Annotated in this window: 29 protein-coding genes; 21 read left to right on the forward strand and 8 right to left on the reverse strand. The window is 52.8% G+C overall.

Translation table 11 applies throughout. The annotated features are described in order from the left end of the window. Positions 1-411 precede the first annotated feature (411 nt). The 12 genes from BTJ39_RS16890 (at position 412) to BTJ39_RS16945 (ending at position 11,990) form a co-directional block, all read left to right on the forward strand. A complete protein-coding gene (locus tag BTJ39_RS16890) occupies positions 412-1,323 on the forward strand; it encodes a flagellin N-terminal helical domain-containing protein (protein WP_078003863.1) in 912 nt (303 codons plus the stop codon). 139 nt (positions 1,324-1,462) lie between these two features. Beyond that, positions 1,463-2,425 (forward strand): flagellin N-terminal helical domain-containing protein, encoded by a 963-nt coding sequence (locus BTJ39_RS16895; RefSeq protein ID WP_078003929.1) that lies wholly within the window; start codon positions 1,463-1,465, stop codon positions 2,423-2,425. 42 nt (positions 2,426-2,467) lie between these two features. Beyond that, a complete protein-coding gene (locus tag BTJ39_RS16900; protein WP_096777753.1) occupies positions 2,468-2,737 on the forward strand; it encodes a flagellin in 270 nt (89 codons plus the stop codon). 233 nt (positions 2,738-2,970) lie between these two features. Then, a complete protein-coding gene (gene fliD / locus BTJ39_RS16905) occupies positions 2,971-4,272 on the forward strand; it encodes a flagellar filament capping protein FliD (protein ID WP_078003865.1) in 1,302 nt (433 codons plus the stop codon). 12 nt (positions 4,273-4,284) lie between these two features. Continuing rightward, complete coding sequence (fliS, locus tag BTJ39_RS16910) at positions 4,285-4,668, forward strand: flagellar export chaperone FliS (protein ID WP_078003866.1); 384 nt, start codon at positions 4,285-4,287, stop codon at positions 4,666-4,668. Further along, positions 4,665-4,964 carry a hypothetical protein gene (locus tag BTJ39_RS16915; RefSeq protein WP_078003867.1) on the forward strand — a complete coding sequence of 100 codons (300 nt, stop codon included), beginning with the start codon at positions 4,665-4,667 and terminating at the stop codon, positions 4,962-4,964. The genes fliS and BTJ39_RS16915 overlap by 4 nt, the downstream gene beginning before the upstream one ends. Before the next feature lie 6 nt (positions 4,965-4,970). Next, positions 4,971-6,488 (forward strand): flagellar hook-length control protein FliK, encoded by a 1,518-nt coding sequence (locus BTJ39_RS16920; protein WP_078003868.1) that lies wholly within the window; start codon positions 4,971-4,973, stop codon positions 6,486-6,488. Positions 6,489-6,522: 34 nt separating this feature from the next. Then, positions 6,523-7,215, forward strand: coding sequence for a FliA/WhiG family RNA polymerase sigma factor (locus BTJ39_RS16925; RefSeq protein ID WP_078003869.1), 693 nt, complete (start codon positions 6,523-6,525; stop codon positions 7,213-7,215). A 6-nt stretch (positions 7,216-7,221) separates the two neighbouring features. Beyond that, positions 7,222-8,085, forward strand: a complete 864-nt coding sequence (gene motA / locus BTJ39_RS16930; RefSeq protein ID WP_078003870.1) for a flagellar motor stator protein MotA — start codon at positions 7,222-7,224, stop codon at positions 8,083-8,085. Continuing rightward, positions 8,085-9,044, forward strand: a complete 960-nt coding sequence (locus BTJ39_RS16935) for an OmpA family protein (RefSeq protein ID WP_078003871.1) — start codon at positions 8,085-8,087, stop codon at positions 9,042-9,044. Before motA ends, BTJ39_RS16935 begins: the two co-directional genes overlap by 1 nt. A 289-nt stretch (positions 9,045-9,333) precedes the next feature. Then, positions 9,334-10,650 carry a gluconate transporter gene (gene gntT / locus BTJ39_RS16940; RefSeq protein ID WP_078003872.1) on the forward strand — a complete coding sequence of 439 codons (1,317 nt, stop codon included), beginning with the start codon at positions 9,334-9,336 and terminating at the stop codon, positions 10,648-10,650. Positions 10,651-10,874: 224 nt separating this feature from the next. Beyond that, positions 10,875-11,990 carry a hypothetical protein gene (locus tag BTJ39_RS16945; protein ID WP_096777748.1) on the forward strand — a complete coding sequence of 372 codons (1,116 nt, stop codon included), beginning with the start codon at positions 10,875-10,877 and terminating at the stop codon, positions 11,988-11,990. Between the two features lie 112 nt (positions 11,991-12,102). On the opposite strand, the gene BTJ39_RS16950 is transcribed toward BTJ39_RS16945, so the two are convergent. Continuing rightward, positions 12,103-12,351, reverse strand: coding sequence for a hypothetical protein (locus BTJ39_RS16950; RefSeq protein ID WP_078003873.1), 249 nt, complete (start codon positions 12,349-12,351; stop codon positions 12,103-12,105). 387 nt (positions 12,352-12,738) lie between these two features. Here BTJ39_RS16950 and BTJ39_RS25540 point away from each other — a divergent pair, with 387 nt between their 5' ends. The 4 genes from BTJ39_RS25540 to BTJ39_RS16965 all read left to right on the forward strand — a co-directional run bounded on the left by BTJ39_RS25540 (position 12,739) and on the right by BTJ39_RS16965 (position 14,883). Continuing rightward, positions 12,739-12,822, forward strand: coding sequence for a small membrane protein YohP (locus BTJ39_RS25540; protein WP_092879611.1), 84 nt, complete (start codon positions 12,739-12,741; stop codon positions 12,820-12,822). 573 nt (positions 12,823-13,395) lie between these two features. Continuing rightward, positions 13,396-13,971: a lipid IV(A) palmitoyltransferase PagP gene (gene pagP, locus BTJ39_RS16955; RefSeq protein ID WP_078003874.1), complete on the forward strand. Its 576-nt coding sequence runs from the start codon at positions 13,396-13,398 to the stop codon at positions 13,969-13,971. 149 nt (positions 13,972-14,120) lie between these two features. Further along, complete coding sequence (cspE, locus tag BTJ39_RS16960; protein ID WP_139356369.1) at positions 14,121-14,330, forward strand: transcription antiterminator/RNA stability regulator CspE; 210 nt, start codon at positions 14,121-14,123, stop codon at positions 14,328-14,330. A gap of 127 nt (positions 14,331-14,457) precedes the next feature. Then, entirely contained in the window at positions 14,458-14,883 is a 426-nt protein-coding gene (locus BTJ39_RS16965; protein WP_078003876.1) for a GNAT family N-acetyltransferase, read from the forward strand. Here BTJ39_RS16965 and BTJ39_RS16970 read toward each other — a convergent pair. Next, entirely contained in the window at positions 14,867-16,228 is a 1,362-nt protein-coding gene (locus BTJ39_RS16970) for an aminotransferase-like domain-containing protein (protein ID WP_078003877.1), read from the reverse strand. The two genes, BTJ39_RS16965 and BTJ39_RS16970, sit on opposite strands and share 17 nt — an antisense overlap. A 126-nt stretch (positions 16,229-16,354) precedes the next feature. Between BTJ39_RS16970 and BTJ39_RS16975 the strand changes: the two genes are divergently transcribed. Genes BTJ39_RS16975 through BTJ39_RS16995 form a run of 5 tightly spaced genes read left to right on the forward strand, consistent with a single transcriptional unit; the run spans position 16,355 to position 20,751 of the window. Further along, positions 16,355-17,314, forward strand: a complete 960-nt coding sequence (locus BTJ39_RS16975) for a substrate-binding domain-containing protein (protein ID WP_078003878.1) — start codon at positions 16,355-16,357, stop codon at positions 17,312-17,314. 2 nt (positions 17,315-17,316) lie between these two features. Continuing rightward, positions 17,317-18,111: a deaminated glutathione amidase gene (locus BTJ39_RS16980; protein ID WP_078003931.1), complete on the forward strand. Its 795-nt coding sequence runs from the start codon at positions 17,317-17,319 to the stop codon at positions 18,109-18,111. A gap of 20 nt (positions 18,112-18,131) precedes the next feature. Beyond that, positions 18,132-19,019 carry an ABC transporter substrate-binding protein gene (locus BTJ39_RS16985; protein ID WP_078003879.1) on the forward strand — a complete coding sequence of 296 codons (888 nt, stop codon included), beginning with the start codon at positions 18,132-18,134 and terminating at the stop codon, positions 19,017-19,019. Continuing rightward, positions 19,016-19,984 (forward strand): amino acid ABC transporter permease, encoded by a 969-nt coding sequence (locus tag BTJ39_RS16990; RefSeq protein WP_078003880.1) that lies wholly within the window; start codon positions 19,016-19,018, stop codon positions 19,982-19,984. Before BTJ39_RS16985 ends, BTJ39_RS16990 begins: the two co-directional genes overlap by 4 nt. Further along, a complete protein-coding gene (locus BTJ39_RS16995) occupies positions 19,981-20,751 on the forward strand; it encodes an amino acid ABC transporter ATP-binding protein (protein ID WP_078003881.1) in 771 nt (256 codons plus the stop codon). The genes BTJ39_RS16990 and BTJ39_RS16995 overlap by 4 nt, the downstream gene beginning before the upstream one ends. 54 nt (positions 20,752-20,805) lie before the next feature. Here the strand turns inward: BTJ39_RS16995 and lipA are convergent, their stop codons facing one another. The 6 genes from lipA to mrdB all read right to left on the reverse strand — a co-directional run bounded on the left by lipA (position 20,806) and on the right by mrdB (position 26,647). Next, entirely contained in the window at positions 20,806-21,771 is a 966-nt protein-coding gene (gene lipA, locus BTJ39_RS17000; protein ID WP_078003882.1) for a lipoyl synthase, read from the reverse strand. A gap of 169 nt (positions 21,772-21,940) precedes the next feature. Continuing rightward, positions 21,941-22,600: a lipoyl(octanoyl) transferase LipB gene (gene lipB / locus BTJ39_RS17005; RefSeq protein ID WP_078003883.1), complete on the reverse strand. Its 660-nt coding sequence runs from the start codon at positions 22,598-22,600 to the stop codon at positions 21,941-21,943. A gap of 85 nt (positions 22,601-22,685) precedes the next feature. Next, complete coding sequence (gene ybeD, locus BTJ39_RS17010) at positions 22,686-22,949, reverse strand: DUF493 family protein YbeD (RefSeq protein ID WP_078003884.1); 264 nt, start codon at positions 22,947-22,949, stop codon at positions 22,686-22,688. A gap of 117 nt (positions 22,950-23,066) precedes the next feature. Continuing rightward, on the reverse strand, positions 23,067-24,278 hold the full coding sequence (gene dacA, locus BTJ39_RS17015) for a D-alanyl-D-alanine carboxypeptidase DacA (protein WP_078003885.1): 1,212 nt from the start codon (positions 24,276-24,278) through the stop codon (positions 23,067-23,069). Between the two features lie 133 nt (positions 24,279-24,411). Then, positions 24,412-25,515, reverse strand: coding sequence for an endolytic peptidoglycan transglycosylase RlpA (rlpA, locus tag BTJ39_RS17020; RefSeq protein WP_078003886.1), 1,104 nt, complete (start codon positions 25,513-25,515; stop codon positions 24,412-24,414). A gap of 19 nt (positions 25,516-25,534) precedes the next feature. Next, positions 25,535-26,647: a peptidoglycan glycosyltransferase MrdB gene (gene mrdB / locus BTJ39_RS17025; RefSeq protein ID WP_078003887.1), complete on the reverse strand. Its 1,113-nt coding sequence runs from the start codon at positions 26,645-26,647 to the stop codon at positions 25,535-25,537. Between the last annotated feature and the right edge of the window lie 4 nt (positions 26,648-26,651).

Raw genomic sequence — 26,651 nt, forward strand, 5'->3', positions numbered from 1 at the left:
TAATTTTTAACATACAGCGATACATCAAAATAGTTAATAATTTAAGCAAAGAGAACATGATATTTTTTCTTTACTCACTCATGCCATGAGTAGCATGGATTTTATATTTTTTTTCTGAAAAATTCAAAGATCTCAGATTTTCCTGGTTGAGCGACCGGACTCGTTACTAAATGCCTGCTAACGGATATCCGTTGCATGTTGTCGGGCGTGGACTGACTGAGGGTAAATTAAGTTACTTTATCTGCCGATTTGTCGACCTGCAGGGTAAGGCCGTATCCAGATAACTGTACGTCACTGCTGATTTTTTAAAAAAATGAAAAAAATCTCAGCAAAAATTTAAGAAATGATAAAGGACGGTCGTTTTTACCATTTTGTGTAAATGCACTTTTCCATTATTAAGAGAGAAACCGTATGCTTTCAATTTTCACTAATTCATCGGCTATGACCTCAACTAACGCGATGAATCGCGCTAATAATCTGTTGCAAACCGCAATGGAGCGTCTTGGTACCGGTAAGCGTATTAACTCCGCGGCAGATGATGCCGCCGGTCTACAGATCGCCACCCGCCTGCAGGGGCAGTCAAATGGTATGGCGGTTGCGCAGCAGAATATTGGTAAAGCTACCTCCATGCTGCAGACGGCAGAGGGTGCCTTTGACGAAGTTACCAATATACTTTATCGCATGAAGGATTTGGCGACTCAGGGCGCGGATGATACTAACAGCGATGACGATCGCAAATCCATTCAGTCTGAGTTTGGCGAGCTGAATAAAGAGCTCAAAAACATTATGAATAACACCTCTTATGGTTCTGAAAAGCTGCTGGCAAGCGGCGCTGCTGATGATAAAGACTCTGGAGGTGGCAAACCCTCAGGCGGTGGCGATACGCCTGCAACAGCAAATGGCGGCAAGTTGACTACAACCCTGCACTTTCAGATCGGCGCCGGTAAGGATGAAGTTCTCAATCTGGACGTCAGCAAGCAGCTTTCCTCTGTGACTGCGGCGCTCGACGGTCTGGGGGCGGAAGATGGGGTGACCACCGGCAAAAATGCCAACAATATGATTGGGCAAGTTAGCGATGCGCTGAATCAGGTTAGTGAGATTCGTTCCAGTCTTGGCGCCAACATCAACCGCCTGGGCCATACGTCAAATAACCTTGCTAACATGAAAGATAATACCGATAACAGCCTCGGTGTTATTCGCGACACGGATTATGCTGCGGAGTCATCACAAATGACCCGCCAGCAGATGCTGGCACAAAGCAGCCAGATGATGCTGAAGCAGGCAAATAGCATGAGCGGCATGGTAATGAGCTTCCTCGGTTAATATGTGAAAAATACACCGCCTTAAATGGCGGTGTTTCTCTGAATACATTCTCTTTTATAGAAAATATATTTAGCGACGGGAGTTAGAAAACTTAATCACAAAGGGTGTTTTTACCGCCTGTTAATAAAAGATGTATATCATGATTTCGATTTTTACTAATACATCAGCAATGAAGTCGGCAAATGCTTTGAGCCGTGCCAATCAAGTGCTGCAGAGCGCGATGGAACGTCTGGGTACCGGCAAGCGCATTAATTCAGCTGCGGACGATGCTGCCGGGCTACAAATCGCCACTCGCCTGCAAAGCCAGTCAAGCGGCATGGCGGTCGCGCAGCAGAATATTGGCAAAGCCAGCTCCATGCTGCAAACCGCGGAGGGCGCTTTTAACGAAATTACAAATATTCTTTATCGCATGAAGGACCTGGCGACTCAGGGCGCAGACGATACCAACAGTTCAGACGATCGTAAATCACTGCAGTCAGAATTTAATGCGCTGAATAAAGAGCTGGCTAATATCTTCAGTAATACCTCGTATGGCGAAGAAAAGTTATTCGGCGCCACGTTCAATGCGGCGGTAAATAAACCCGATTCTGCGGTGATAAATAAATCCGCCGCTGCGGAAATAAATCTCCGGCCAGCAGCTGCCCCAAAAGTGAATCCTGCGGCAGCTCATACCGGCAGCTTTACGCCGGAATATATGTCGTATTCAGCTTATGGTGGCGGTCCTGTGACAATGACCGGTCATGCTGCGGATGGTTCGCCAGTAAGAAAGATATTTTATATGGATGATCCCGACTTCACCAGGGCGTTTACATATTTTGCTGATAATAATATGGCTCTGCTTAACGGCGATCGCATCCCTCCCTTTATATTAGAAGATGTAACGGAAAAACCAGCGGTAACAGAACCAGTAGCAACGCCTGAGGTAGAATCAGAGCCTGAGGTAGAACCTGCTGCGGCCCCTGCTTCAGTGATTAAATCCGCCGTCGATGGCAAGCTGGCGTCCGTTCTGCATTTTCAGATAGGCGCAGGAAAAGATGAAGTGATGGAGCTGGATCTCAGCGGACAGCTCAGGAACGTTAGCGGCGCGCTGGGCGACCTGTAGAGCGCCGGTCATGACTTGTCCGACGGCGCCAGCGCAAATGACATGATTGGGCGGGTTAGCCATGCGCTTGATTCGGTCGGCGCGATCCGCTCCAGCCTTGGCGCCGGTATTAACCGCCTGGGGCATACAATGAACAACCTTGCCAACATGAAAGACAATACTGATAACAGCATTGGCGTTATTCGCGATACGGACTATGCCGTGGAATCATCGCAAATGATGCGCCAGCAAATGCTGGCGCAAAGCAGCCAGATGATGCTGAAGCAGGCTGGCAGTATGAGTAATATGATTCTGGGATTTTTAAATAATTAAGTTAGTCATCATCGGTTAAAACTCCGCGTCACTTAACGTAAAACTTTTGTCGGACACTTTGTTATCTGGCGGTATTTTTGTTTCCGTCACCGGAAGATTCTTTTCCGCTTTTGTCCGCTACTCAAAGTGGGTCATCGCGCATTTGCTTGAAAGTTAAGTTTTAAAATAATTGGCATCTTTTTTGCTTTATTTATAAAAGCGATCGCGGGAAATAGCGCAATCAGGAGAGTGAAATGGACTTAGCAATGGATCCTGCTCAGTGGGCCAAACAGTTAGCGGATAACAGTGTTTATCGTATGCAATCCCGACTGGATGCACAGCAGAAGTCAGTTCAGGAACAGCGAAAAGCCTTAAACAGCCTGAAAAGCGCATTAAGCGGTTTTCGTAGCAGCCTGCGCAAGTTTAATACTTCTCAGGGCATTATCAAGAATAGCGCAACGGCGAATCATGATGGCTACGTCAGCCTGAAAGCCAGCGCCAGCGCCAGCAAAGGGTTATATCAATTCAGCGTTGGCGAGACCGCAGCGGCCGAGCAGGTTTCCTATGCCGGTCTGACTGATGAAGACATAGATAACGCCAGCGGTAAACTGACGCTCGGGGTTAATGGTGAAACCTTAGACATTGCACTTGATGATGTTAGTAGCCTGGCTGACCTGCGCGATGCAATTAATAAAGACGGTGACAATCCGGGCGTTATTGCTTCGCTAATGAAGATCAACGGTAAAGTTGAACTGCTGCTGAGCAGCGAAAAAACCGGCCTTAGCAATAAATTCAGCGTCTCTGCTGCGGATGCCAATTTAAACGCGCGGTTGAGCAATGGCATTAATATTAGCTATGCGCGTGATGCGGTCATTCGCATTGGCGGTGACGGAAGCGCAGGTTCAGGGCGTGAAATAACCAGCACCAGCAATAGTTTTAAAGATCTGATCCCCGGCGTAGAAATAAATATCTTACAAAAAACGGGCGATCGGCCTCTGATAATTAATGTGGAAACCGATGAAGACGGCAGTAAACAACAGCTGCAGGAATTCGTTGATGCTTATAACAGCCTCAAATCTGAACTGGATACACTGACTAAAAGCGGTGACGAACACGGCGGCCGCGGACCTCTGGCCGGCGATGCGGGTATTCGCGTTTTGCAACAGCAGCTTAATAGTGAGTTACGCCGCAGCTTCGGCGGTTTTTTATTAAGTGATTACGGCATTGAAGCGGATAAAAAAGGGCAGTTAGTTTTGCATCGGGAGCGGATGGAAAAAGGGTTGAGGACTAACCCGGGCGCCTTAAATAACCTGTTCGCCGGCAGGGGTGGGCTGGTAAAAACCATGGAAAAAAGCCTCGACAGCCTGCTCAATCTCACCAGCGGATCGATTAAAACCCGAAATGAAGCACTCGATCGGCAGGACAAAATGCTGTCGCAGAAAGCCGGACAAATTTCGACGCGTTACGAAAATGCTTACAACCGCTATCTGCGTGAGTTCACTCGTATTCAGGCGGCAATGCAGCAAATGCAGCAAACCATGACGCAGTTTTTTTAACAGGGAAGGATGATGTACGGAAATCTGAATGAATTCGATGGCTACGGTGACGCGGATTTAGCAATACGTACCGCAGCGGCCAGTCCGCATCAGCTGGTCCTGATGTTATTCAGCGGGTTAATGGATGAGCTGATACGGGTAAAAGGCCATATCGAGACCCGGCGCTATGAGCGAAAAGCCGACAGCATTTCTAAATGCATTGATATTCTCAATGCGCTAACCAGTGCGCTCGATTACCAACAGGGGGGCGATCTTGCACAACAGCTGGCGGCGCTTTATGACTACTGCGTTTATCGTTTGTATGACGCTAGCAACGAGCTATCGGTGGTAAAAATCGAAGAGGTCGAAGCAATCCTCGCTGAGATTCGTTCGGGTTGGGAAGGAATGCAGTCATGATGCGCGAGGAAGCTTTAATGCTGAATAATGCGCTGCATGAGGCCTGCCAGAGTGAGGACTGGCTGCAGGTTCAATCGCTGGACCGGGATATTAGCAACCTGCTACAGCGCCTGCGCTCAGCGCCGCCAGAAACTATTGATATGCAAGCGTTGCGCGTGTTACAGCAGGGCCACTACCAAGTTATTCAGCAATCTCAACGGCGACTGGAAACACTTCGCCAGACGCTGCAACGGTACCATTCTTCGCGGGAAGGCTTGCAGGCTTATGACCTGTTTTCTTCGACGCAGGGGGAATAGGCTGTGATGATAATCTCCAGCCTGGTGTCGCAATCATTGCGGCAAACCAGCCGCGAAGCCTTATCCGTGCCGCCGGCCTCGCCCGCATTGATGATAACGTCTCCCACAACTGCCTTTTCACCTGTTTTACCGTTTGCTTTGGTAGATTCTTCGTCGAACGGGAGCCTGAAGGTAAACAATGAACGGCATCCGGACAATGCTGATGCCGGTTCAGACGAGGTTTTGGTCGACCCTGCAGCCCTGCTGGCGCTGCTGCTGCCGGGCGTGGCGTTGCCAGCGACAAATGAGGTTAACGCCGCTTGTGCAGCCGGCGAGGCCCACAGTGGCGAATCTGCAGCGGCGATGGCGGACGGCAGATTGCCGAATGACGATGGCGATTTAACGGCCAGCATCGCAGCGGATGACGCCCTGAAGGCCCATTCTGCAGCGGCAATGGCGGACGGCAGATTGCCGAATGATGATGGTGATTTAACGGCCAGCGTCGCAGCGTCATGGGGTAATACCGATAATACCGATAGCAGCCGCAGCGCAGCGGATGACGCCCTGAAGGCCCATTCCGTAGCGGCGTGGCCTGACGACCACCCGCAACAGGATAGCGACAAGCCAACCACTGGCGACGAAGTATCAGTCAGCCATAGTGCATCGGTGATTGATTCTGCGTCTGTCAGGCCACTCCCCGCTGCGGATGCTGCTCTGCATGCTGAATCTTTTTTACCGCAGAGTCAGGAACGCGCAAATCCGCTCATTGCTAACCATTCAGCATCGGTAAGCTTCCCCCGGCCAGCCGCCTCATCAGACAGGTTTGTTTCGCCGCAGTCCATACTGGCGCCGGCAGTGGCTACCGCTACCGCGGTGAATTCTGCTGTGCTAAGCAGCGAAAAGCAGAACAGCCCGATCGGCGATACCGACCTTCATACCTTCAATCGGCAGCCGGGAGAACCGGCAATGACGCTGGCATTTAGCGCGCCGGAGAAATCCGTTCAGGCGCAGTCCGCCATTACCTCAATGCTCCATCAATCCGCGATAAATAACCCGACGCAGCTGGCGCCCACGGGGGCGGTTATCAATCAGGCGGCCATTCACATTAGCGAGCAAAAAATCCAGCTACAGCCCATGCTCCAGTCTGCCCTGAACGCTGATGGCGCCCGCACCTTGCAACAGACGCTGGGTGAGCGCCTGCAAATGCAAATTGATGGTCAGATGCAAAAGGCGACTATCCGTTTGGATCCCCCCGAGCTGGGTAAGCTTGATATTTCGTTGCACTACACCACAGGCAAGCTGCAGGTGCAGATCCACGCGGCTCAGCCGGAAGTGTGGCGCGCATTGAATCAGGCGGCGCCTGAATTACGTGCGACGCTGAGTGACAATAATCAGCTGCAGGTCAATGTACAGGTTTCACAACAGGGCGGTAAAGGCCGGGAGCGTTATCATCAGCAGCATGAGGAGGAGAATATCTTCGCCAACGACGGGCGAAGCGTAACGTCACCTGAGCGTGATGATCGCTCGGTTATAACCCGGGTATGACCGATGATATTAAGAGCTATGAGCCGCAAATATAATGAGTGCGTTTAGCGAAATTTCCGTGCTGACGCCGGAAGAAGAGGGGCGCTATCTGCAGCAGTGGCTGCCGCTGGTAAAGCAAATCGTCCGCCAGTTCTCCGCTCAGGCGGATGCCGTCATCGGACGTGAAGATCTGGAACAGGTAGCGCTGCTCGGTCTGCTGGAGTCAATACGGCGTTATGGTCACCCGGATGAATGTTTTGCGGCCTATTGTCGCCAGCGGATCCGTGGGGCAGTGCTTGATCAACTGCGCCAGCATGACTGGCGACCACGCAGGCTGCGCCAGAAAAGTCACCGGATGAATGATGCCGTGCGGGAACTCGCGCGTTCGCTTGGCCGTGAACCGAATGAAGAGGATATTCGCCTTCATCTGGCTATCGATGCAGAAGACGTTCAGCAATATTTTCTGCTAAAGAATGCGGCGGCAATGGAAAGCCTTGACGTTCTGTTGGATCGGGGAGAGTCCGGCGACTTGCTAACCGGAAGAGATCTGAACGATCAGATGACTACGCAGCGCACGCTGCAAAAGGCTCTGGCGGCGCTGGAGCCGCGCGAACAGCTTATTTTAAGTCTCTATTATCAGCAGGATATGAGCCTGAAAGACATTGCCCAGGTACTGGAGCTTACTGAGGCGCGGGTTTGTCAACTTAATAAAAAAATTGCTGACAAAATTAAGTTATTTTTTGAGTAAGGGAATATGCAAAAACTGTTTGGATTCATCATCGTTCTGGTCGGTGTTGTGGGAGGTTTTTTATTGTCAGGCGGCGTACTTAATGCATTCTGGCAGCCTGGGGAACTCACGATTATTATCGGCGCGTGGATTGGCGCGATGGTTATTGCTAATCCGCGCAGCATATTAAAAGAAATGATGCGCCAGATGCGCGGCGTGCTGAAGAAAAACATGTACACCAAGGCCTTTCAACAGCAGCTTTTGATGTTGCTTTATGAATTACTGGAACTGGTACAGGCCGGTGGCCTCAAAGCGCTGGATGAACATATTGAAGTGCCCGCCAGCAGCCAACTGTTTCAAAAATATCCGCTGATCCTCGCAGACAAAGGCTTAATTACTTTTATCTCCGATAATTTTCGTCTGATGGCAATGGGCAGAATTAACGAGCACGAGCTGGAAAACATCCTTGAGCAGGAACTGGGGGCGGTAGAAGAGGAGATGATGCTGCCTGCGCGTTCGCTGTCGCGAACCGCAGAGGCGATGCCGGGCTTTGGGATTTGTGCTGCGGTTCTGGGCATCATCATCACTATGCAATCTATTGACGGTGATATTGCGCAGATCGGCGTTAAGGTTGCTGCTGCGCTGGTTGGCACTTTTCTCGGCGTTTTTCTTTGCTATTGCCTGATGGATCCCATGGCAAACGCCATGGAGCAGTTGACAAAAAGGCAGCTGGCGGTACTTGAGTGCGTGCGCACCGTTTTGGTTAATCAGGTTGCCGGAAAACCTACGCTGCTGGCTGTAGACGCCGGGCGTAAAATGCTACCGCTGGATAGCAAGCCCACCTTTGCCGCGCTTGACGGCTGGGTCAACCAGCTGCTGGAGAGCGAGTAATGTCGAAACATTCTGCTTCAACCACCATCATCCGACGCAGCGGGAGAAAAGCCGCACACAGCGCACATCGGGGCGGCTGGAAGGTGGCGTTTGCCGATTTTACGCTGGCGATGATGGCGCTGTTTATGGTGTTGTGGATTGTCGCAACGGTAAGCGAAGAGGGGCGCCATGCGATTGCTGCTGAACTACAAGGGGAGGGCGCTACCGCGCTAAGCAGTCGCTCTTTTAATCCGCTGCATATGCACGGCGAGCCGGGCGATATGAGCACCCGCGATCTCAGTGCCAACTTTTCGCCGGCGGTGACGGCAAAAAGCGTCTCACTGACGTTGGAAGCAATTAAAATATTCAAAATGAGCGGCGAGAGCCGTGAAAACGATGCCAGCAAGCGGATGGCCAATAATTCGGTTACTGTTTTTAACCACAGCAACAATGAACTGATTGATTTGCAGAATAAAGTGAGCGCTATTCTGCAAAGCTCCGATGCTCAGGGTAACGTGACGCTTGAGAGCTTGCCGCAGGGGTTACGTATTTTAATTCAGGATAGTAGCCAGCGCATGATGTTTCCCAGAGGCAGCGCCGTAATGACGCCTTTTTTTCAGCGCTTGCTGACAGAATTAGCGCCGGTCTTTAACCGCCTGGAAAACCATATTTTAATTAGCGGGCATACCGACGCGGCGCAGTACAACGACAATGCCGCCTATGATAACTGGAACCTTTCCACCGATCGGGCACTGGCGGCGCAGCGGGTACTGAAACAGGCCGGGTTAGCTAATGGTCAAATCATTCAAGTAAGTGGGATGGCCGATAGTATGCTATTAGATAATGATAACCCTCAGGCGGACCTGAACCGGCGTATTGAAATAATGGTGCTAACGAAAAAGGCATCAGATTCCCTTTATGATCTTTTGGGACATAACGGGCAAAAAGTAGTGCAGGCGGCGGCCAGCAAGCTTAAATAGCCTGATGCACAATCCGCGCCCTATGCCAGATACTCTGGCTACGTCAGGTTTTAATCCGTCAAGAGTGAGTCAGCTCTTAGCGGTATAACAGAAATTTGATCTCCTTCGCAAAATGTAAATTCCTCATTGTTCACGGATGTTCGTCAGGTGATGTTACCGTTAACATGTTACGCGTAACGGTAATAATGCTGTCTACACTTCAACCACCCGAACCGAGTTTCCCGGTACTGATGCCGGGCGTAAACAAAATGGGGGCTGAATGCCACTAACCCATTGCGGAGAGTAAATTATGCCATTAGTTATTGTTGCGATTGGCGTTGCGCTATTGCTGATTCTGATGATCCGATTCAAGCTAAATGGCTTTATTGCCTTAATTCTGGTCGCGCTTGCGGTAGGAATTATGCAAGGAATGCCGGTCAACAAAGTTATCGAATCGATTAAAAACGGCGTTGGCAGTACCCTGGGCAGCCTGGCTCTGATTATGGGATTTGGCGCCATGTTGGGCAAACTGCTGGCAGATTGCGGCGGCGCGCAGCGCATAGCGACGACGCTTATCAATAAGTTTGGTCAGCGTTGGATCCAGTGGGCGGTGGTGCTGACCGGGTTTACCGTTGGTTTTGCCCTGTTTTATGAAGTGGGCTTTGTGCTGATGCTACCGCTGGTGCTGACTATTGCTGCGACCGCCAGGGTGCCTTTGCTGTATGTCGGCGTGCCGATGGCCGCGGCCCTTTCCGTAACGCATGGTTTCCTGCCCCCCCATCCAGGACCAACGGCGATTGCTACGCTGTTCCATGCCGACATGGGTAAAACGCTGCTCTATGGCACGCTGCTTGGTATTCCGACGGTGATTCTCGCCGGTCCGGTATACACCCGATTTTTGAAAAGTATCGACAAGCCTATTCCGGAAGGTTTGTACAATTCAAAAAAATTCACCGAGGAAGAGATGCCCGGTTTTGGTGTCAGCGTCGGGACCGCGTTGGTTCCTGTTATCCTGATGGCGCTGCGCGCAATTGCGGAAATGATTCTGCCGAAAGGGCATCCGTTTCTGGCCTATGCGGAGTTTTTCGGCGACCCCATCATGGCGACATTGATTGCGGTGCTGATAGCTATTTTTACCTTCGGCTTAAACCGTGGCCGGACGATGGACCAGGTGACCGACACCCTGGTGGATTCAATTAAAATCATCGCTATGATGCTGCTGATTATTGGCGGCGGCGGCGCTTTCAAACAAGTGCTGGTTGATAGCGGACTGGATAAATATATCGCCGGACTGATGGAAGGTAGCAACGTTTCACCGTTGCTTATGGCCTGGTCAATTGCCGCCGCGCTGCGTATTGCGTTGGGATCGGCAACGGTTGCAGCGATTACCGCCGGTGGCATAGTCGCGCCTCTGATCGCATCAAGCGGTGCCAGCCCGGAGCTGATGGTGATAGCAGTCGGTTCTGGCAGCGTGATTTTCTCGCACGTAAACGATCCCGGGTTCTGGCTGTTTAAAGAGTATTTCAATCTCAGTATTGGTGAAACGATGCGCTCCTGGTCAGGGCTGGAAACGGTCATTGCGCTCTGTGGTCTGGTTGGCACTCTGTTACTGCAATATGTAGTTTAATCTGAAGCGCGTGCGGGGCTGCCTGCACGCGCGTTTATATCGGTATCGTTTTCTGCCTCACCACCTCCCGTCCGACGTTTCACCTCCTGGCTTAAAAAAGTTCTCTGCTCTCCCTGTAAAAAGCGTCAGTTGCTGCCGATAACTGATAGCGATAAGTAGAAAATTATATTTCCGTTTCTTTTTCCTGTTTCTGATTTGACGATAATTTGGGGATAGCACGCAGTATGGAAAGTGAGCAGAAAAGTGATGACCAGAAAGACTCGGGGAGCGAAAAGCAGATCCCTGAGCTGGTGATGAAAAGCATTCCACATGAAATACTGGCGCTCGGTCTCAGGCTGACGGACACTAAATATCAAATAGACCTGCTGGGTAAGGCGGGGTGGGGCAATCTGACGGCTAATCTGCACGGACTTGAAACCAGTGGCGAATGGGACGGTCCGGATGATGCGCTTACCTTCTTCAGTAAAATTTTTCCGTTTGCTCCGCTGCCCGGCAACAGTGAGTCGATGGGTTTTTTTCAGGTACCGACCGAACGGGTAATTGGCCGCAGCTGGCGTTGGTGGCCTGAACATCTCAATCATAACAGTGAAGCAAAGCTGCGCGAACATCTGGCTGGCCCCCATGCCGCAGATACCACCTCCTATTATTTTATTCCCGAACTGGCGGTGGTACTGGCGGCTGAAGGGCAAAATCGGGTTAGTTACTGCCGGGAAAGGCATATACCGTTCATCACGGCCCGGGTTACGATGCTGAATTACCCTCCTGCTGACCGCATGCGTATTTATCACGTTTCGCGCGGCAGCGTCCGCCAGAGTTGGGTGGTGCTGCACGATCGCTATTTACAGCCGCTACAGTGGCCGCGCATCACGCTGCCAGCGCTGGCTATTTACGGCGTACATAATCACCACTGGCCAGCGCATTTTCCTTCAGTGATGCAAATTTTTGAAGAGCTTTACCATCCGCAGCAGCAGGAAAACTTTGTTTTGCCCTGTCTCGATCTTAACGCTATCGGCGAGAAAATAGCCAAAAAAGAGGCCGAAGCGCGACAGGCAATCCTGCCAGTCAGCATGGCGCTGACCGATATGCAGGTAGCCAATATCTGGCCGATCAGCCTTACCACCCTGTTTATTTTTATGGTTTCATTGCTAATGGCCGGTATGACCCTTGGTAACGGCCTGCCAGGCAAAATCAGTCTTGTTGCCGCCGGCGCTTCCGCCAGCATTCTATTATTCCTTATGACGCCCATTTTGATGGTCAGCAAGCGTCTGCGCAGAGAGGCTATCGACCCGCCGCAGTTTGAAGAAGAAGCCGTCGAGTCCACGACCGGGGCGCCTGACTAATTTACTGGCGTGATTGTGTTTACTTGCGTGATTGTGCGATGGCTGTTGGTGGTGATGCGCGTTAGCGGCAACAAAATCAGGTCAGGGAGCGATTCCCTGACCTGATTTTGCCTTAATGCGGTTGTTCAAAGCCTGCTTTTACCATCTGGTCGCGCAGCGCATTAGCAATTTGCCGGTTGCCCCCCGTGACCGGATAGATAACGTTATTGATGACGTCGTCGAGATAATGTTCTTCGAACTCCTGCATCGTCAGCTGCGAACCGCCCTCATCATTGATGGCGATTGAGCCATGAATATGACCATTTTTTGCTTCCTTAGCCTTGAGGCTGTAACGCCCCATGCTGGTATTGATTGTGCTCATATCCTCTCCTTTGATCCAAACGTTAAGAGACATACAGCCAGTGAGTAATACCTGAATAAAGTTTAGTCCTGTCAGGCGTTAATGCTTAAGAATTATCCAAATATCAGCCGGGGACGTGATCTTAATCGGTATATGAGGCGTAACCTATTGAACTACAGTGACCGGGTTACCATGGCTGTAATAAGGCGTTCGGCTCGATTGCAGCAGATATCTGGCACCCTGCGACAAGATCAATGTTAAGCGCTGATAGCGTCTGGCGCCGGTAGCTGGCAACGCTATAAGCCATTACTGCAAAATTATTATCTTTTCCTATACTTGTGCTGCGGCTGGCATTAAAGCGTAAAGCCGCCTGAAACTTTTAATTGGACAGGAGAGGTGAGGGAAGCAATGAAAATTATACTCTGGATTATCGCCATTATTTTTATCGTGGGCTTATTGACCATCACTGGCGTGTTTAAACTATTGTTCTGATTTCATTTCGCTAAAAGCGGCTCCGTTCACTCTCTCACCCCGACCGGGGCCGCTTGTCTGATTGACGCCGGGTTCCAGCCAGGGATCAAGACCCCAGTCCTGCGCTTTTAAAGGCTTACCGCAACGTGCGCAAATGGCGCCGTGGCGATATCCGCGATGCGGTTCACTAATAAAAACTAACTGGCTGCTTCCACAGCGGCGGCAAGATAATTTCATCCTGAAACGACATCCTGATGCAAACACTAAGAACTATCCTATCAAACAAATTATACATACTTAAATGTTATTTAATAATAACGGATGGTTTTTTTTGCTGTTGTTATTATTTTCAATAAGTTAGTGTGTTTTTACAATTCGCGCCGCTCATCAATGTACGGGTGTATCATTATGATGAACAGGGTTTTTACTGCGGTATATCCTTAACGACGGCGTATAAAGTGGGCTGGAACAGTTGTTGCGCCTACGTAAGTTAATTGCATTTAGCGTTTGTTTAGCTTAATCGTGGCAGGGTACGATTTTAAGCAACTTAGTTGTGTTAATTTAACTTAAAGTCAAAGATTAAATTATTCTATTGTGAAACGTTATATTATTGCATTTTCGCTGATTATTGCATCAGGGGCGTTATTTTCCACCGGCGCCAATGCTGAGCAGACTGGTCAGGTTACTCTAAAGAGTCTCTGGTCTGACTTTAGTGATAGCGTCAGTCAAACCTGGCATCATCCACAGCATTATGACTTCTACCTCCCGGCGATAACCTGGCATAATCGGTTAACCTACGACCGGGCGCATATCGACAGATATAATGAGCGGCCTTGGGGAGCGGGCGGCGGCATTTCCCGGTTTGATCGCAGCGGTAACTGGAACGGTATTTATTTTATGGCGTTCAAAGATTCGTTTAATTACTGGGAACCTATCGGCGGCTACGGCTGGGAAAAAATCTGGCGCCCGCTTCCGGATGATAATTTCAGACTTGGTGCCGGCTACACGGCTGGCGTGACGATGCGCAACAACTGGAACTACATACCTATTCCGGTTATTCTCCCTCTGTTTTCCGTGGGTTATGGCCCGGCTACTTTTCAGATGACTTATATTCCTGGCACTTATAATAACGGTAATGTATATTTTGCCTGGTTGCGTTGGCAGTTCTGAACGACAAGATGGCAGTTAATGCGTGGTTAAAGCGAAAAATACAATATTTATCACTTTTTCGCGATCCTTAACTGGACAAAAGCCGGCTGACTTGCTGTACTAGTAGGTGACACAAGTGAGTGTCTATTTTTCAAGTAAAGGTAATATTGATGTCCAAGATTAAAGGTAGCGTTAAGTGGTTTAATGAGTCCAAAGGATTTGGTTTCATTACCCCGGAAGATGGTAGCAAAGACGTATTCGTACACTTCTCTGCCATCCAGAGCAACGGTTTCAAAACTCTGGCTGAAGGTCAGCGCGTAGAGTTCGAAATCACCAACGGCGCCAAAGGCCCTTCTGCTGCTAACGTTACCGCTCTGTAAGTTATCAGTCAGATTCCGAAAACCCGCCTCCGGCGGGTTTTTTTATGCCCGCAGTTTGTGTCAATGTCATCTTTGACACAGGTAGTGACACCACGTCTGCAAGCGAACGGTTGAAACAGGAGGCGCTATGATTATCCGATCGGCAACCACCGGGGACTGCTTCGCGCTCAGCGCGCTGCTGGCTGAACTTGGTTATCCGGATAATGAACGTTTTATTGAAGCACGCGTACAGCAGCTAATTGACCATCCCGATGAACGCCTGCTGATTGCTGCAGATGGCAATAACGTGCTGGGATTTCTCTCACTGCATTTTATTCCCCAGCTAGCGCTGGCGGGCGACTTCGCCAGGGTGAGCTATTTCTGCGTTGCGGATGGGCAGCGCAGTAAAGGCGCAGGCCACCAACTGATTAATGCCGCGCAGGAGATGGCGCGTGAGCGCGGCTGTGACCGCATGGAGCTACACTGCCACGAGCGGCGCACTAAAGCGCTCGGCTTCTACGCTCGCGAAGGCTACCGCGAATCCTCAAAATATCTGATCAAATATCTGACTTAGCACCGGCAGCCAAATCCATTCCGGTAGCGAGAACCAGCGCGTCGGCTATCGATGCAATCTGCTGGGGAGGAATAAGCGACGTGCTTACGCGAATAAACTGGCTGCCTGCACTGCGGCAGCGTTCACCCGGTAAGGCGGCGATCCCTCTGGCTGCCAGCGTTATCATAGCGAATTGTTCTGATGCAACCGGAATGCAAACGCTCAGTCCGTCGCGCTGCGGCAGGTGCAATCCACGGCGGGCCAGCGCCTCAATCAGTAACTGCCTGCGCTGAGCGTAGGTTTTACGCGCCAGCTGAAGCTGCTGCTGCGTGGCCGGATCGTGCAGCATCCAGGCTACGGCCTCTTGCAGTATGCGGCTCGTCCAGCTGGCACCAAACTGGCGCCAGGACTGAATGCGTTTAAGCAGGGAAGCCGGGCCGGAGATAACGGCCAGACGCAGGTCCGGACCGTAAGCTTTCGAGTAGGAACGGACATACAGGGTACGCTCGGGATAATAACGACCCAGGCTCCAGACCGCGTGACACGAAAGCTCGCCGATACCGTCATCCTCGACGATCAATATGGATGAATGTATCAGCGCCTGAGAAAGCGCTGCGCTGCGTGCTTTGCTGACCGTATTTCCGGTAGCTGAATGGGTACGCGGCTGGTGAATAAACATCACTGGCTTTTTGTTCAGCAGCAGCCTGAGCGCATCGGGCTGCGGACCTTCCTCATCGCACGGCAGCGGTAAAATTTCAGCGCCAGCGTTGTCCAGCATATCCAGCAGGCGTGTGGCGGTTGGATCTTCAATTATCACCCGATCTCCGGGGGATAGCAGCGTCTGCACAATCAAATTCATGGCTTCAAAGCCGCCATTGGTCGCCATAAAGCTCCCGGAGTCAACCGGCCAGCCGGGCTTAATCGCTTCCAGCAGCGGCGGGGCGATCGGCTCACGTCGGTAGCTATTCAGCGCCGGTGACTTTGCCCCTTTCAGCAGTGCCTCGCTCAGGTCCGGCAGCAGTGCTGGATCGGGGACGGCCATCGCAAGATTGGCCTTAACGTTATCGCCATAGTTACCAATGGTTTCGAATCTGACCGGTCCTGGCGTTACGTTGTTGCCGCAAACCCAGACGCCGCCTCTTCCTTTGCCGGCAATCACTTTTTGCCGTTTCAACTGACTCCATGCGGCGGAGACGGTAGCCGGACTGACGCCCAGCTTTTCTGCCAGCGTGCGCACTGCGGGCAGCTGAGTGCCAATCGCAATCTGGCCCTCCCTGATAAGGTTTGCCGTGGTTGACGCAATTCCCTTAACGCTGACGCTGGAAAGGCGCTGTGCCAGCCAATCTGGGTCCAGCAAAACAGCCATAATAATTCCTTTTGTTCAATAACAAAGAAAATATTGTACAAGTATTATTGTCATTCTAGTATCAAATTTATGCAATATTTGGATAACAACTACGCAGGGTGATGAAAATACAGACAGGAGAAAGGCATGGTAACCATCAGATTGGCGGTGCGCGACTGGGACTACTTTACGCCGCTGGCGCTGGGCGATCTTAAACCACAGGGCTTTGCGCTGGAACTGCACCGGGTAGGAACCCTGGTGGGCGACCTGGCAACCAGCAGCGAATACGATGCAGCAGAGGTTTCATTTAGTCGCTATGCCCAAAGCCGCGCTAAGGGTGAAACGGGCCTGTATGCGTTACCGCACTTTCTGATGCGAGGCTTTCGTCAGCGCTGCATTATTACGCGCAGTGACAGCCCGCTAACCGCCCTTAATCAGCTGGCTGGTAAAAATATAGGCCTTACCGGCTGGCAGGATTCGGGCAATACCTGGACGCGCACGCTGATGCGCGAGGCGGGAGTCGGCATTGACGATGCGCATTGGTATATGGGCCGACTGACTGCCGCTCATCCTATCGTTGACCGTCTGGCCGGCTTTGGTCGGCCGGGGCGTATTGAGGCAATGCCCGGCGAACAGCCGATGATGGACGCGCTGAAAGACGGCTTTCTCGATGCGGTTTTCACCCCCTTTATGCCGCAAGGATTCTTTCAACGGGACTCCGGTTTCCGCCAGCTGCAGGAAGACTTCCGCCAGGCCGAGCTGGATTACTTTCATCGGGTTGGCTATGTCCCCGGAATGCACCTGCTGGCGTTTAAATCAAGCTTTGTCGACGCCAACCCAACGCTGCCGGCGGCGCTTAGTTCGCTTATCGACGCATCAGCGCGGGCCTGGATGGAGAAGCGCGAAAAATACGCCGACACCACCCCCTGGCTGCTCGATGATTTGCGACGCACCGCCCAGGATTTACCGGCTAACTGGAATGAAAACGGTTTTGCCGCTAACAACAAGATGATCGGCGACTTTGCCAACGAACTGTATGAGCAGGGGCTGACGGCCAGCCTGCTTAGCCACGGCCAATTATTTCCCGATGCAGAAGGAGGAGTGTGATGATGAACGTTGCGATGGGCCAGTATGCGGTTAGCCGCCACTGGCAAGAGAATGCCGAAACCATTATTTCCCTGATGCGTCGCTCGCATGAAGGTGGTGCCGACCTGCTGGTATTACCGGAAGGCGTACTGGCGCGCGACATTGCCGATCCCGATCTGGTACTAAAAGCGGCCCAGCCCCTTGACGGCCCGTTCCTGAGCCAGGTGCTGGCAGCCAGTCGTGATAATGCCATGACCACCATGATGACGGTCCACGTACCGACCCAGGGCGATAAGGCGCTGAACGTATTCATCGCTATTCGTCGCGGTGAGATTGTCGCGCGTTATGACAAGCTGCATCTCTACGATGCCTTTGCCATGAAAGAATCCGAGCGCGTAACGGCGGGCGATCGCATACCGCCGCTGGTGGACGTCGCCGGGATGAAAGTGGCAATGATGACCTGCTATGACGTGCGCTTTCCGGAGCTGGCCCGCGCCCTGGCGCTGGCGGGAGCCGACGTATTAACTCTGCCGGCCGCCTGGGTAAAAGGGCCACTCAAAGAAATGCACTGGGAGGTTATGTGTACCGCCCGTGCATTAGAAAACACCTGCTATATGGTCGCCGTTGGCGAATGTGGGCCGCGCAATATCGGCAACAGTATGGTGATTGATCCGCTGGGCGTGGCGATAGCCAAAGCCGCAGAAGCGCCCGCTCTGGTATTTGCCGAACTGGACCCGGCGCGTATAGCACATGCCCGCGATGTTTTGCCGGTGCTGGCAAACCGTCGTTTTGCCCAACCTGAGTTAAATAACAACTAAAGCCACAGGGGACTTTTGTAATGAAAAAAATTGCAACTGCGATAGCGTTGACATTGAGCATGTCCGGCGCGCTGGCCCAGGCCGCCGACGCCATCCCTGAAGTAAAAATGGATCAGGCACTGCATGACAGGCTGCCGGAGGATATCAAGTCATCCGGTAAAATGATCTCGGTAAATAACGGTTCTTTCCCGCCGTATGAAATCGTCACCGGGCCGCAATCAATGGATGGTGCCAGCGCCGACCTGGCGGTGGCGCTTGGCCAACTGCTTGGCGTTAAAATCGAGCACGCCACGGTGAGTGGTTTGCCGGGCCTGCTGGCCGGCATTAAATCCGGCCGCTATCAGCTGGCTATCGGACCGGTTGGTGATTATCCCGACCGGCAGGAGAAAAATGACTTTATCGACTTCGTGCAGGAGTTTGTGGTTTTCGGCGTACTGAAGGGCAACCCGGCCGGTATCAACGGCCTGCCGGATACCTGCGGCAAGCGGATTGCGGTAATGGCCGGCGGCTCGGCCGAACAGGTTATTCGTAACCAGTCGAAAGCCTGCACTGACGCCGGAAAACCGGCGGTGACCGTGCAATCCTTCACCGATCAGCCTTCTTCTATCCTCGCGGTACGCTCTAAGCGCTCGGATGCTTTCTTCTCCTCGCAGGCGCCGCTAACGTATTTTGTTGAGCAGGCACATGGCGCGCTTGAGCTGACGGCGGAAGGCCAGAAAAACGGCTTCAGCGACATCTTCCAGGGCACGGTGGTGGCGAAAAACTCTCCGCTGGAAAAAGTGGTGCTGGATGCCTATAAGGAGCTGTTCAACAACGGCACCTATGCAGCCATCATGAAAAAATGGCAGCTGAGCGACAACATGATCAAACAGCCGGGCGTTAACCTGGCGAAGGAGATGCCAAAATGACAGAATGCACCACGGATCCCCGGACCATGGAGCGGTCTGATATTCAGGCTCGTGATGTGAGCAACGCTCATCGCGCCCCGCGCTATGGTCGCCTGGTTTCCTGGGTGATAGTCCTGCTGTTGGCGTTTAACTTTCTTTGGCTGGTTGCCATGAATCCCAACTTTGAATGGGGAGTCGTGGCAAAGTGGTTTACTGAAACGTCGGTATTGAACGGCCTCAAAGTGACGCTCGGGCTTACCCTGGTCTCAATGATCCTGGGGGTGATATTAGGCTTGCTGCTTGCCATCGCTCGCATGTCCGATAACCGTCTGCTGAGCTGGCTGTCCGGGTTATACATCTGGTTTTTTCGCGGTACGCCGCTGCTGGTCCAGCTTATTTTCTGGTACAACATGTCGACGTTGTTTCCTAAAGTTACGCTGTCTGTCCCCTTTACCAGCGTCGTTTTAGGCAGCTGGAATACCAACGATCTGATCACGCCGCTCACGGCGGCTATTGCCGGCCTGGCGCTGAATGAGGCGGCTTATATGGCGGAAATTATCCGTGCCGGACTACTGTCGGTCGATAGCGGGCAAATTGAAACCACTCAGGCGTTTGGTATGAGCCGCGCCCGCGCGCTGCGCCGGGTAATTATTCCCCAGGCAATGCGTGCGATTGTGCCGCCCACCGGCAATCAGCTGATTAGTATGATCAAAGCAACTTCGCTGGTCAGCGTGATCGCCATGGGCGATCTGCTTTACTCCGTACAGGCGGTGTATAACCGCACCTTTGAAATTATTCCGATGCTGATGGTGGCGGTTATCTGGTATCTGATAATCACCTCAATTCTTAACGTCGGTCAGTCGGCGATCGAACGGTATTACGCGCGCGGCACGCGGCGCAATGGCGTAGTCAAGCGGCGCGTCGCCTCTTCCGATGGGCAACCCGAACCGATGGTTAATCTGCAAACGCGTAAGGAGGATGTATGAGCACGGCAGAGCCATTAGTCCAGGCGCGAAATGTTCACAAGAGCTTTGGTGATAATCAGGTGCTCAAAGGAATCGATATGGACGTTTTTCCGGGGGAGGTGGTGGTGATCCTTGGTCCTTCTGGCTCCGGAAAATCCACCTTTTTGCGCTGTATTAATCACCTGGAAGATATGGATGGCGGCTCTATTCAGGTGGGCGATCAGCAAATTGGTTTTGAACTGAAGAAAGGAAAGTTGCACCGGCTGTCATCGCGACGCATTGCCCGTCAGCGTCAGGAAATCGGCATGGTGTTTCAGCAGTTTAATCTCTATCCACATATGACGGTGCTGCAAAATATTATTGAAGCGCCGATTGGTGTACATAAACGTTCCCGCAAGCAGGCGATTGCGCATGCCAGGGAACTTTTGGCTATCGTAGGGCTGAGCGACAAAGCGGATGCCTGGCCGCGCCATCTTTCCGGCGGCCAGCAGCAGCGTGTCGCGATCGCCCGGGCGCTGGCAATTAAGCCCCGGCTGATGCTGTTTGATGAGCCGACCTCGGCGCTCGATCCAGAGCTGGTCGGTGAGGTGCTGGCTACCATGCGTACCCTGGCCGACCAGGGGCTGACGATGGTAGTGGTTACCCACGAGATAGGCTTTGCCCGTGAAGCGGCCGATCGGGTAATTTTTATGGATGGTGGGGTTATCGTTGAGCAAGGCGCGCCGGATCAGGTGCTGTCTAATCCGCAGCATCCGCGCTTCCAGTCCTTTCTCAGCCGCTTTATCTGAGGCAATAAAAAAGCCAGCGTTAGCTGGCTTTTTTATTGTCGCCTGGGGTGTTGGTTATTTGACTTCCATCCCTTTGGCCTGTAGGTCCGCGTGATAAGAGGAGCGAACAAACGGGCCGCAGGCGGCATGGGTAAAGCCCATCGCCAGCGCTTCTTCTTTCATCTCATCGAACTCAGCCGGGCTGACATAGCGCTGCACCGGTAGATGATGACGGCTGGGCTGTAAATACTGACCCAGCGTCAGCATGGTGACGCCGTGGCGACGCAGGTCGCGCATCACCTCAATAATTTCAGCGTTGGTTTCACCCAGGCCGACCATCAAACCGGACTTGGTCGGTAGCTCGGGGTGCGCTTCTTTAAAGCGTTCCAGCAGCTTAAGTGACCAGTTGTAATCAGCCCCGGGACGCACCTGGCGGTAGACGCGCGGTACGTTTTCAAGGTTATGGTTGAAGACATCGGGGGGGGATGCGTTGAGGATTTCCAGAGCGCGATCCATCCGGCCACGGAAGTCCGGCACCAGGGTCTCGATTTTAATCGATGGCGTTTTTTGGCGAATGGCGCTGATGCAGTCAGCAAAATGCTGAGCGCCGCCGTCGCGCAAATCGTCGCGGTCAACGGAGGTAATCACCACATAGCGCAGTCCCATATCTGAAATAGTCTGCGCCAGCTTCACCGGCTCGTTGGCGTCGGGGGCAACAGGGCGACCGTGGGCAACGTCGCAAAACGGGCAGCGGCGGGTACAAATTGCGCCGAGGATCATAAAGGTCGCGGTGCCGTGATTGAAACATTCTGCGAGGTTAGGGCAGGAAGCCTCTTCACAAACGGAGTGCAGACCGTTTTTACGCATTGCCGCTTTGATGCCCTGGATACGGCTGGAATCTGCAGGCAGTTTAATTTTCATCCATTCTGGCTTGCGCAGCAGCTCTTCGCGCTCGGTAACCACGGTTTTCACCGGGATTAACGCCATTTTATCTGCATCGCGGTATTTTACGCCGCGTTCCATCTGAATTGGTTTACTCATAGTGTTGCAAGTCCCGATTTGGATTGCGCTGTCTTAACAAGGCAAAGGTACCTCGCTAAGCAGATTTCAACTTTTTTGATAAAAGCGCAAAAATTATATCATCGCTGCCGGGCACTTTCAGCCCGCACCCGACGATTAAAGTTACATAATTGTAAAACAGCACGTCCGGCTACTCGCAAAGCGGCAGCGGATCGTGCTGCCAATCCAGCGAATCGATAGCCAGCTGGCTGGCAAACGCCGTAACCAGCAGCGGCTGGACGTCGCTTAGCGTTACCCCCGGGGTAAAATGGCTGATTTGCGTCATTTCCAGACCGGCATAGCCGCAGGGATTAATGCGCTGGAAGGGGGAAAGATCCATATTGACGTTGAGCGCCAACCCATGAAATGAACAGCCATTGCGAATACGCAGGCCCAGTGAACAAATTTTACGACCGTCGACGTAAACGCCCGGCGCATCCGGGCGCGCCGCAGCAGTGATTTGCCAGTGGGAAAGAGTCGCGATCACCGTATCTTCCAGCGCGCTGACCAGCTGGCGCACGCCAACCTTACGACGTTTCAGATTGATAAGAACATACATCACCTGCTGACCCGGACCGTGGTAAGTGACCTGGCCACCGCGATCGCTCTGCATTACCGGAATGTCGCCCGGCGTTAACAAATGCTCCGCTTTACCGGCCTGGCCCTGGGTAAATACCGCCGGATGTTCCACTAACCAGATTTCATCTGCGGTCTGTTCATCGCGCCGATCGGTAAAGCGATGCATGGCGGCGGAAACGGGCGCCCAGGGTTGCAGCCCGAGCTGGCGGATAATCAGAGTATCGTTCTGCAAAACAGATGTCCGGTGGGGTAAACAGAGCTGCAGTATAGCGCCGGCAGCGCAGCTGAACCAGCGAGGCTGCCGGGGTTACGGATGGTCACAGCACCATTCTGACAATTTCGATATTGCCAAGCTCTTCATAGAGCGTTTCCACCTGCTCAATATGCGTGGCATTGATGGTGATTGAAACGGAGTGATAGTTTCCCTTGCTGCTGGGTTTTACCTGCGGGCTGTAATCGCCAGGCGCATGGCGTTGAACAACCTCTATTACCTGGTCAACCAGCTCAGGGTGCGCCAGTCCCATCACTTTATAGGTAAAAGGGCAGGGGAATTCGAGTAGTTCATTCAGCTTGGTTTTCATAAAGACTCCGGCGACGCAAAAAACAAACGCTCCCGCGGCAGCGGGAGTGTACTTATAGCATTAATATGGGAACGCGGACGCTGGTTATCAAGCGTTGTTCACCAATAACGGCGGCGGTTAACCGAACCAATGATGGAACATCAGCTTAATATAGTCGATGATGCGACCGAAGAAACCGCCTTCCTGCACTTCGCTGAGCACTACCAGCGGGCGCTGTTCAATGGTTTTGCCGTCAAGCTGAAAATTGATGGTGCCGACCACCTGATTTTTTGCCAGCGGCGCATGCAGTTCGGTATTGCTCAGCGTGTAGCTGGCCTTGAGATCTTTCATGCGTCCGCGCGGGATTGTCAGGTAAACATCTTTGTCCACGCCGAGCTGGGCGCGATCGCTGCGGCCAAACCAGACTGGCTCAGAGGCAAACTCTTTGCCCGCCTTCAGCGGCGCGACGGTTTCGAAGAAGCGAAAGCCCCATGTCAGCAGTTTTTTACTTTCGGTTTCGCGGCCTTTGTAGGTATGACCGCCGAGCACCGCGGAAATCAACCGCATCTGACCTTCGGTCGCCGATGCCACCAGATTATAGCCCGCAGCGGCGGTATGGCCGGTTTTGATGCCATCCACACTCAGGCTGCTATCCCACAGCAGACCGTTGCGGTTCATCTGGCGGATATTATTAAAGGTAAACTCTTTCTCTTTATATACCGCGTATTCATCAGGTACATCGCGGATCAGCGCCTGGCCGATCAGCGCCATATCACGGGCTGAGCTGAACTGCCCTTCGGCATCAAGGCCGTGAACGGTCTGAAAGTGCGTGTTTTGCAGTCCGAGCGCTTTAACGTAATTATTCATCAGGCCGACAAAAGCGTCCTGGCTGCCGGCAACGTAGTCGGCCATGGCAACACAGGCATCATTACCCGATTGCAGCACGATACCGCGCGTCAGCTGCGAAACCGGCACGCGATCGCCAGGCTTGAGAAACATCAGCGAAGAGCCTTTAAATACCGGGTTTCCGGTCGCCCAGGCATCTTTACCCACGGTGACGATATCTTCCTGATGGATTTTACCGGCTTTCACCGCCTGGCCGATGACATAGCTGGTCATCATTTTGGTCAGGCTGGCAGGGTCGCGGCGGGCATCCGCATTTTTTTCTGCCAGTACTTTGCCTGAGTTGTAATCAATCAGAATATACGCTTCTGCGTCGATATCCGGTACGCCGGGGATCATGGTCTTAATATTGACCTCGTCAGCGTGAGCGACGGCAGAGAGGCTAAGCGCAACGAGAGTACTCATCGTCAGGCGTTTGAAAAAGCGGGAAGAGTTCAGCATGTTCATGTTAAGGACTACAACATCCATGGCAAAAGGTTAAAAAAAGTGACTTACTATAACAAAAGCCACCGTGCCAGGCATCCGTATTTACGGAACAGTGGTGTCAGGATGTGACAAAAAACAACCTGTTAGTGAGCAATTATGAACCGGCGGGCGCCACGGTAACAAACGACTGCTGATTTGCTTGCTGTAGCAGGCGCTGCTGAAGGGCTGCCGCCTGCTGACGTGAGCTGAAACCGCCCAGATGCACCCGATAAACATTGCCCTGGTGGCTCACTTTGCCGGGGACGCCGAAGCGTTTACTTAGATTTTGCATCCATTCCCGGGCACGGGCCGGGTCGCTCACGGCGCCAACCTGTACCACATAGTTACCGCTGGCGCTCTGCGAGGACGTTGCCGCCGGGACCGGCGCTGGCGCAGTCGCTGCAGCGGCGGCCGGGGTGGCAACGGCGGCAGCCGACTCGCTGCCCTCAAGCACGCCGGCTCGCAGTGGCTGCGGCGCACCGAGTAGCCCGCTGCTGTGCGCCGGGGACGCGGCGGCGTTGGCATCGTTTTCTACCGCAGGGGCCGCTGCGGGCTGCATTGCCGGCTGGCTGGTTGCGGCGTCATTGTTTTGGCTGTCCGCTTGCGGAGCCGCCATGCCAGCGCCGATTTCCGGACGCGGGGGCAGAGCGAAGCTTTGCTTAATGACGCGCGTGCCAATCGTGCCGGGGCCGGACAGGGTGCCGTCAGGCACCACTTTAATAAAGTCGACCCGTACGCGGGTATTTCCGGAGATATTCAGGCGGTTGGCCGCCGCCTCGGAGAGATCGATAATCCGCCCGGCGGTATAGGGGCCGCGATCGTTTACGCGTACCACGATCTGACGGTCATTTGCCAGGTTAGTCACGCGCACATAGCTCGGCAGCGGCAGCGTCGGGTGCGCGGCGGTAAAGGCGTCGGGATCAAAGGTTTCGCCGGTGGCGGTGCGATTGCCGCTGGCTTCATCGCCGTACCAGGTCGCCAGCCCCGTTTCACTGTAGTTATCCGGTTTGCGTATAATGTGATAGGTCTTGCCGTTAATCGTATAGTCCTGATTAGTGGACGGATTGACCGGCTCATATTTCGGCTCTGCGCCTGGAATATCAACGACCGGGCCATTGTAGACCTGCTGCGGTGGTGGCGCAGTCTGCTGCTGTTCTTCGGTGCTACAGGCTGCCAGCAGCACCGCTGCCAGGCTAATCCAAAGCCAATCCTTACGCATGCCAGAGTCCTCTTATTTGTTATACGCTTTTTGATAAAAGTTTTCGGTGGGTATGTATCGACATCACAATACCAAAGCCGGCCATTAAAACAATCAGTGCGGAGCCACCATAGCTCACCAGCGGCAGCGGTACGCCGACCACGGGTAGAATGCCGCTGACCATGCCAATATTAACGAATACATAAACAAAAAGAATCAGCATTAAGCCGCCAGCCATGACCCGCCCGAAGGTCGTCTGCGCTCTGGCGGCGATGATCAGGCCGCGAATAATCAGCATCAGATAGAGTCCGAGCAGCACCAGCACGCCAACCAGTCCCAGTTCCTCGGCCAGTACCGCAAATATAAAGTCGGTGTGTCGCTCAGGCAAGAACTCCAGCTGCGACTGGGTGCCGTGCAGCCAGCCCTTACCGCGCAGGCCGCCAGATCCAATCGCTATTTTTGACTGGATAATATGGTAACCCGCACCGAGCGGATCGCTTTCAGGATTCAGCAGCATCATCACGCGATCGCGCTGATAGTCATGCATCAGAAAGAACCAGAGTATCGGAATAAAGGCGGCGATCAGTAGCAGCGCCACGCCGATTAATTTCCAGCTCATGCCGGATAAAAACAGCACGAACAGGCCGGAGGCGGCGATCAGAATCGCGGTCCCCAGATCGGGCTGAGCGGCTACCAGCAGGGTGGGTAAAAAAGTCAGTGCCAGGGCCAGAGCGGTATTTTTCAGCGTCGGCGGGCAGACGTCGCGATTGATAAAGCGCGCGACCATCAGCGGTACGGCAATTTTCGCGATTTCAGACGGCTGGAAGCGTACCACTCCGAGGTCAAGCCAGCGCTGCGCCCCTTTACTGATATGGCCAAAAGCGTCGACGGCAATCAGCAGGATCATACAAAAAATGTACAGGTAAGGCGCCCAGCCTTCGTAAATTCGTGGAGGAACCTGCGCCAGTACCACCATCATGGCCAGACCGATGCCAATCTGGCCAATTTTTCGCTCCATCATGCCGGGGTCCTGGCCGCTGGCACTCCAGATCACGAAGGCGCTGTAAACCAACAACGCGGTTACAATTATCAGAAAGATTGGATCGAGGTGGATACGCATCCACAGCGATTTTTTCTGGGAGCTGTCATTCATCGCG

Source organism: Izhakiella australiensis (genome assembly GCF_002006995.1).
Classification (GTDB): domain Bacteria; phylum Pseudomonadota; class Gammaproteobacteria; order Enterobacterales; family Enterobacteriaceae; genus Izhakiella; species Izhakiella australiensis.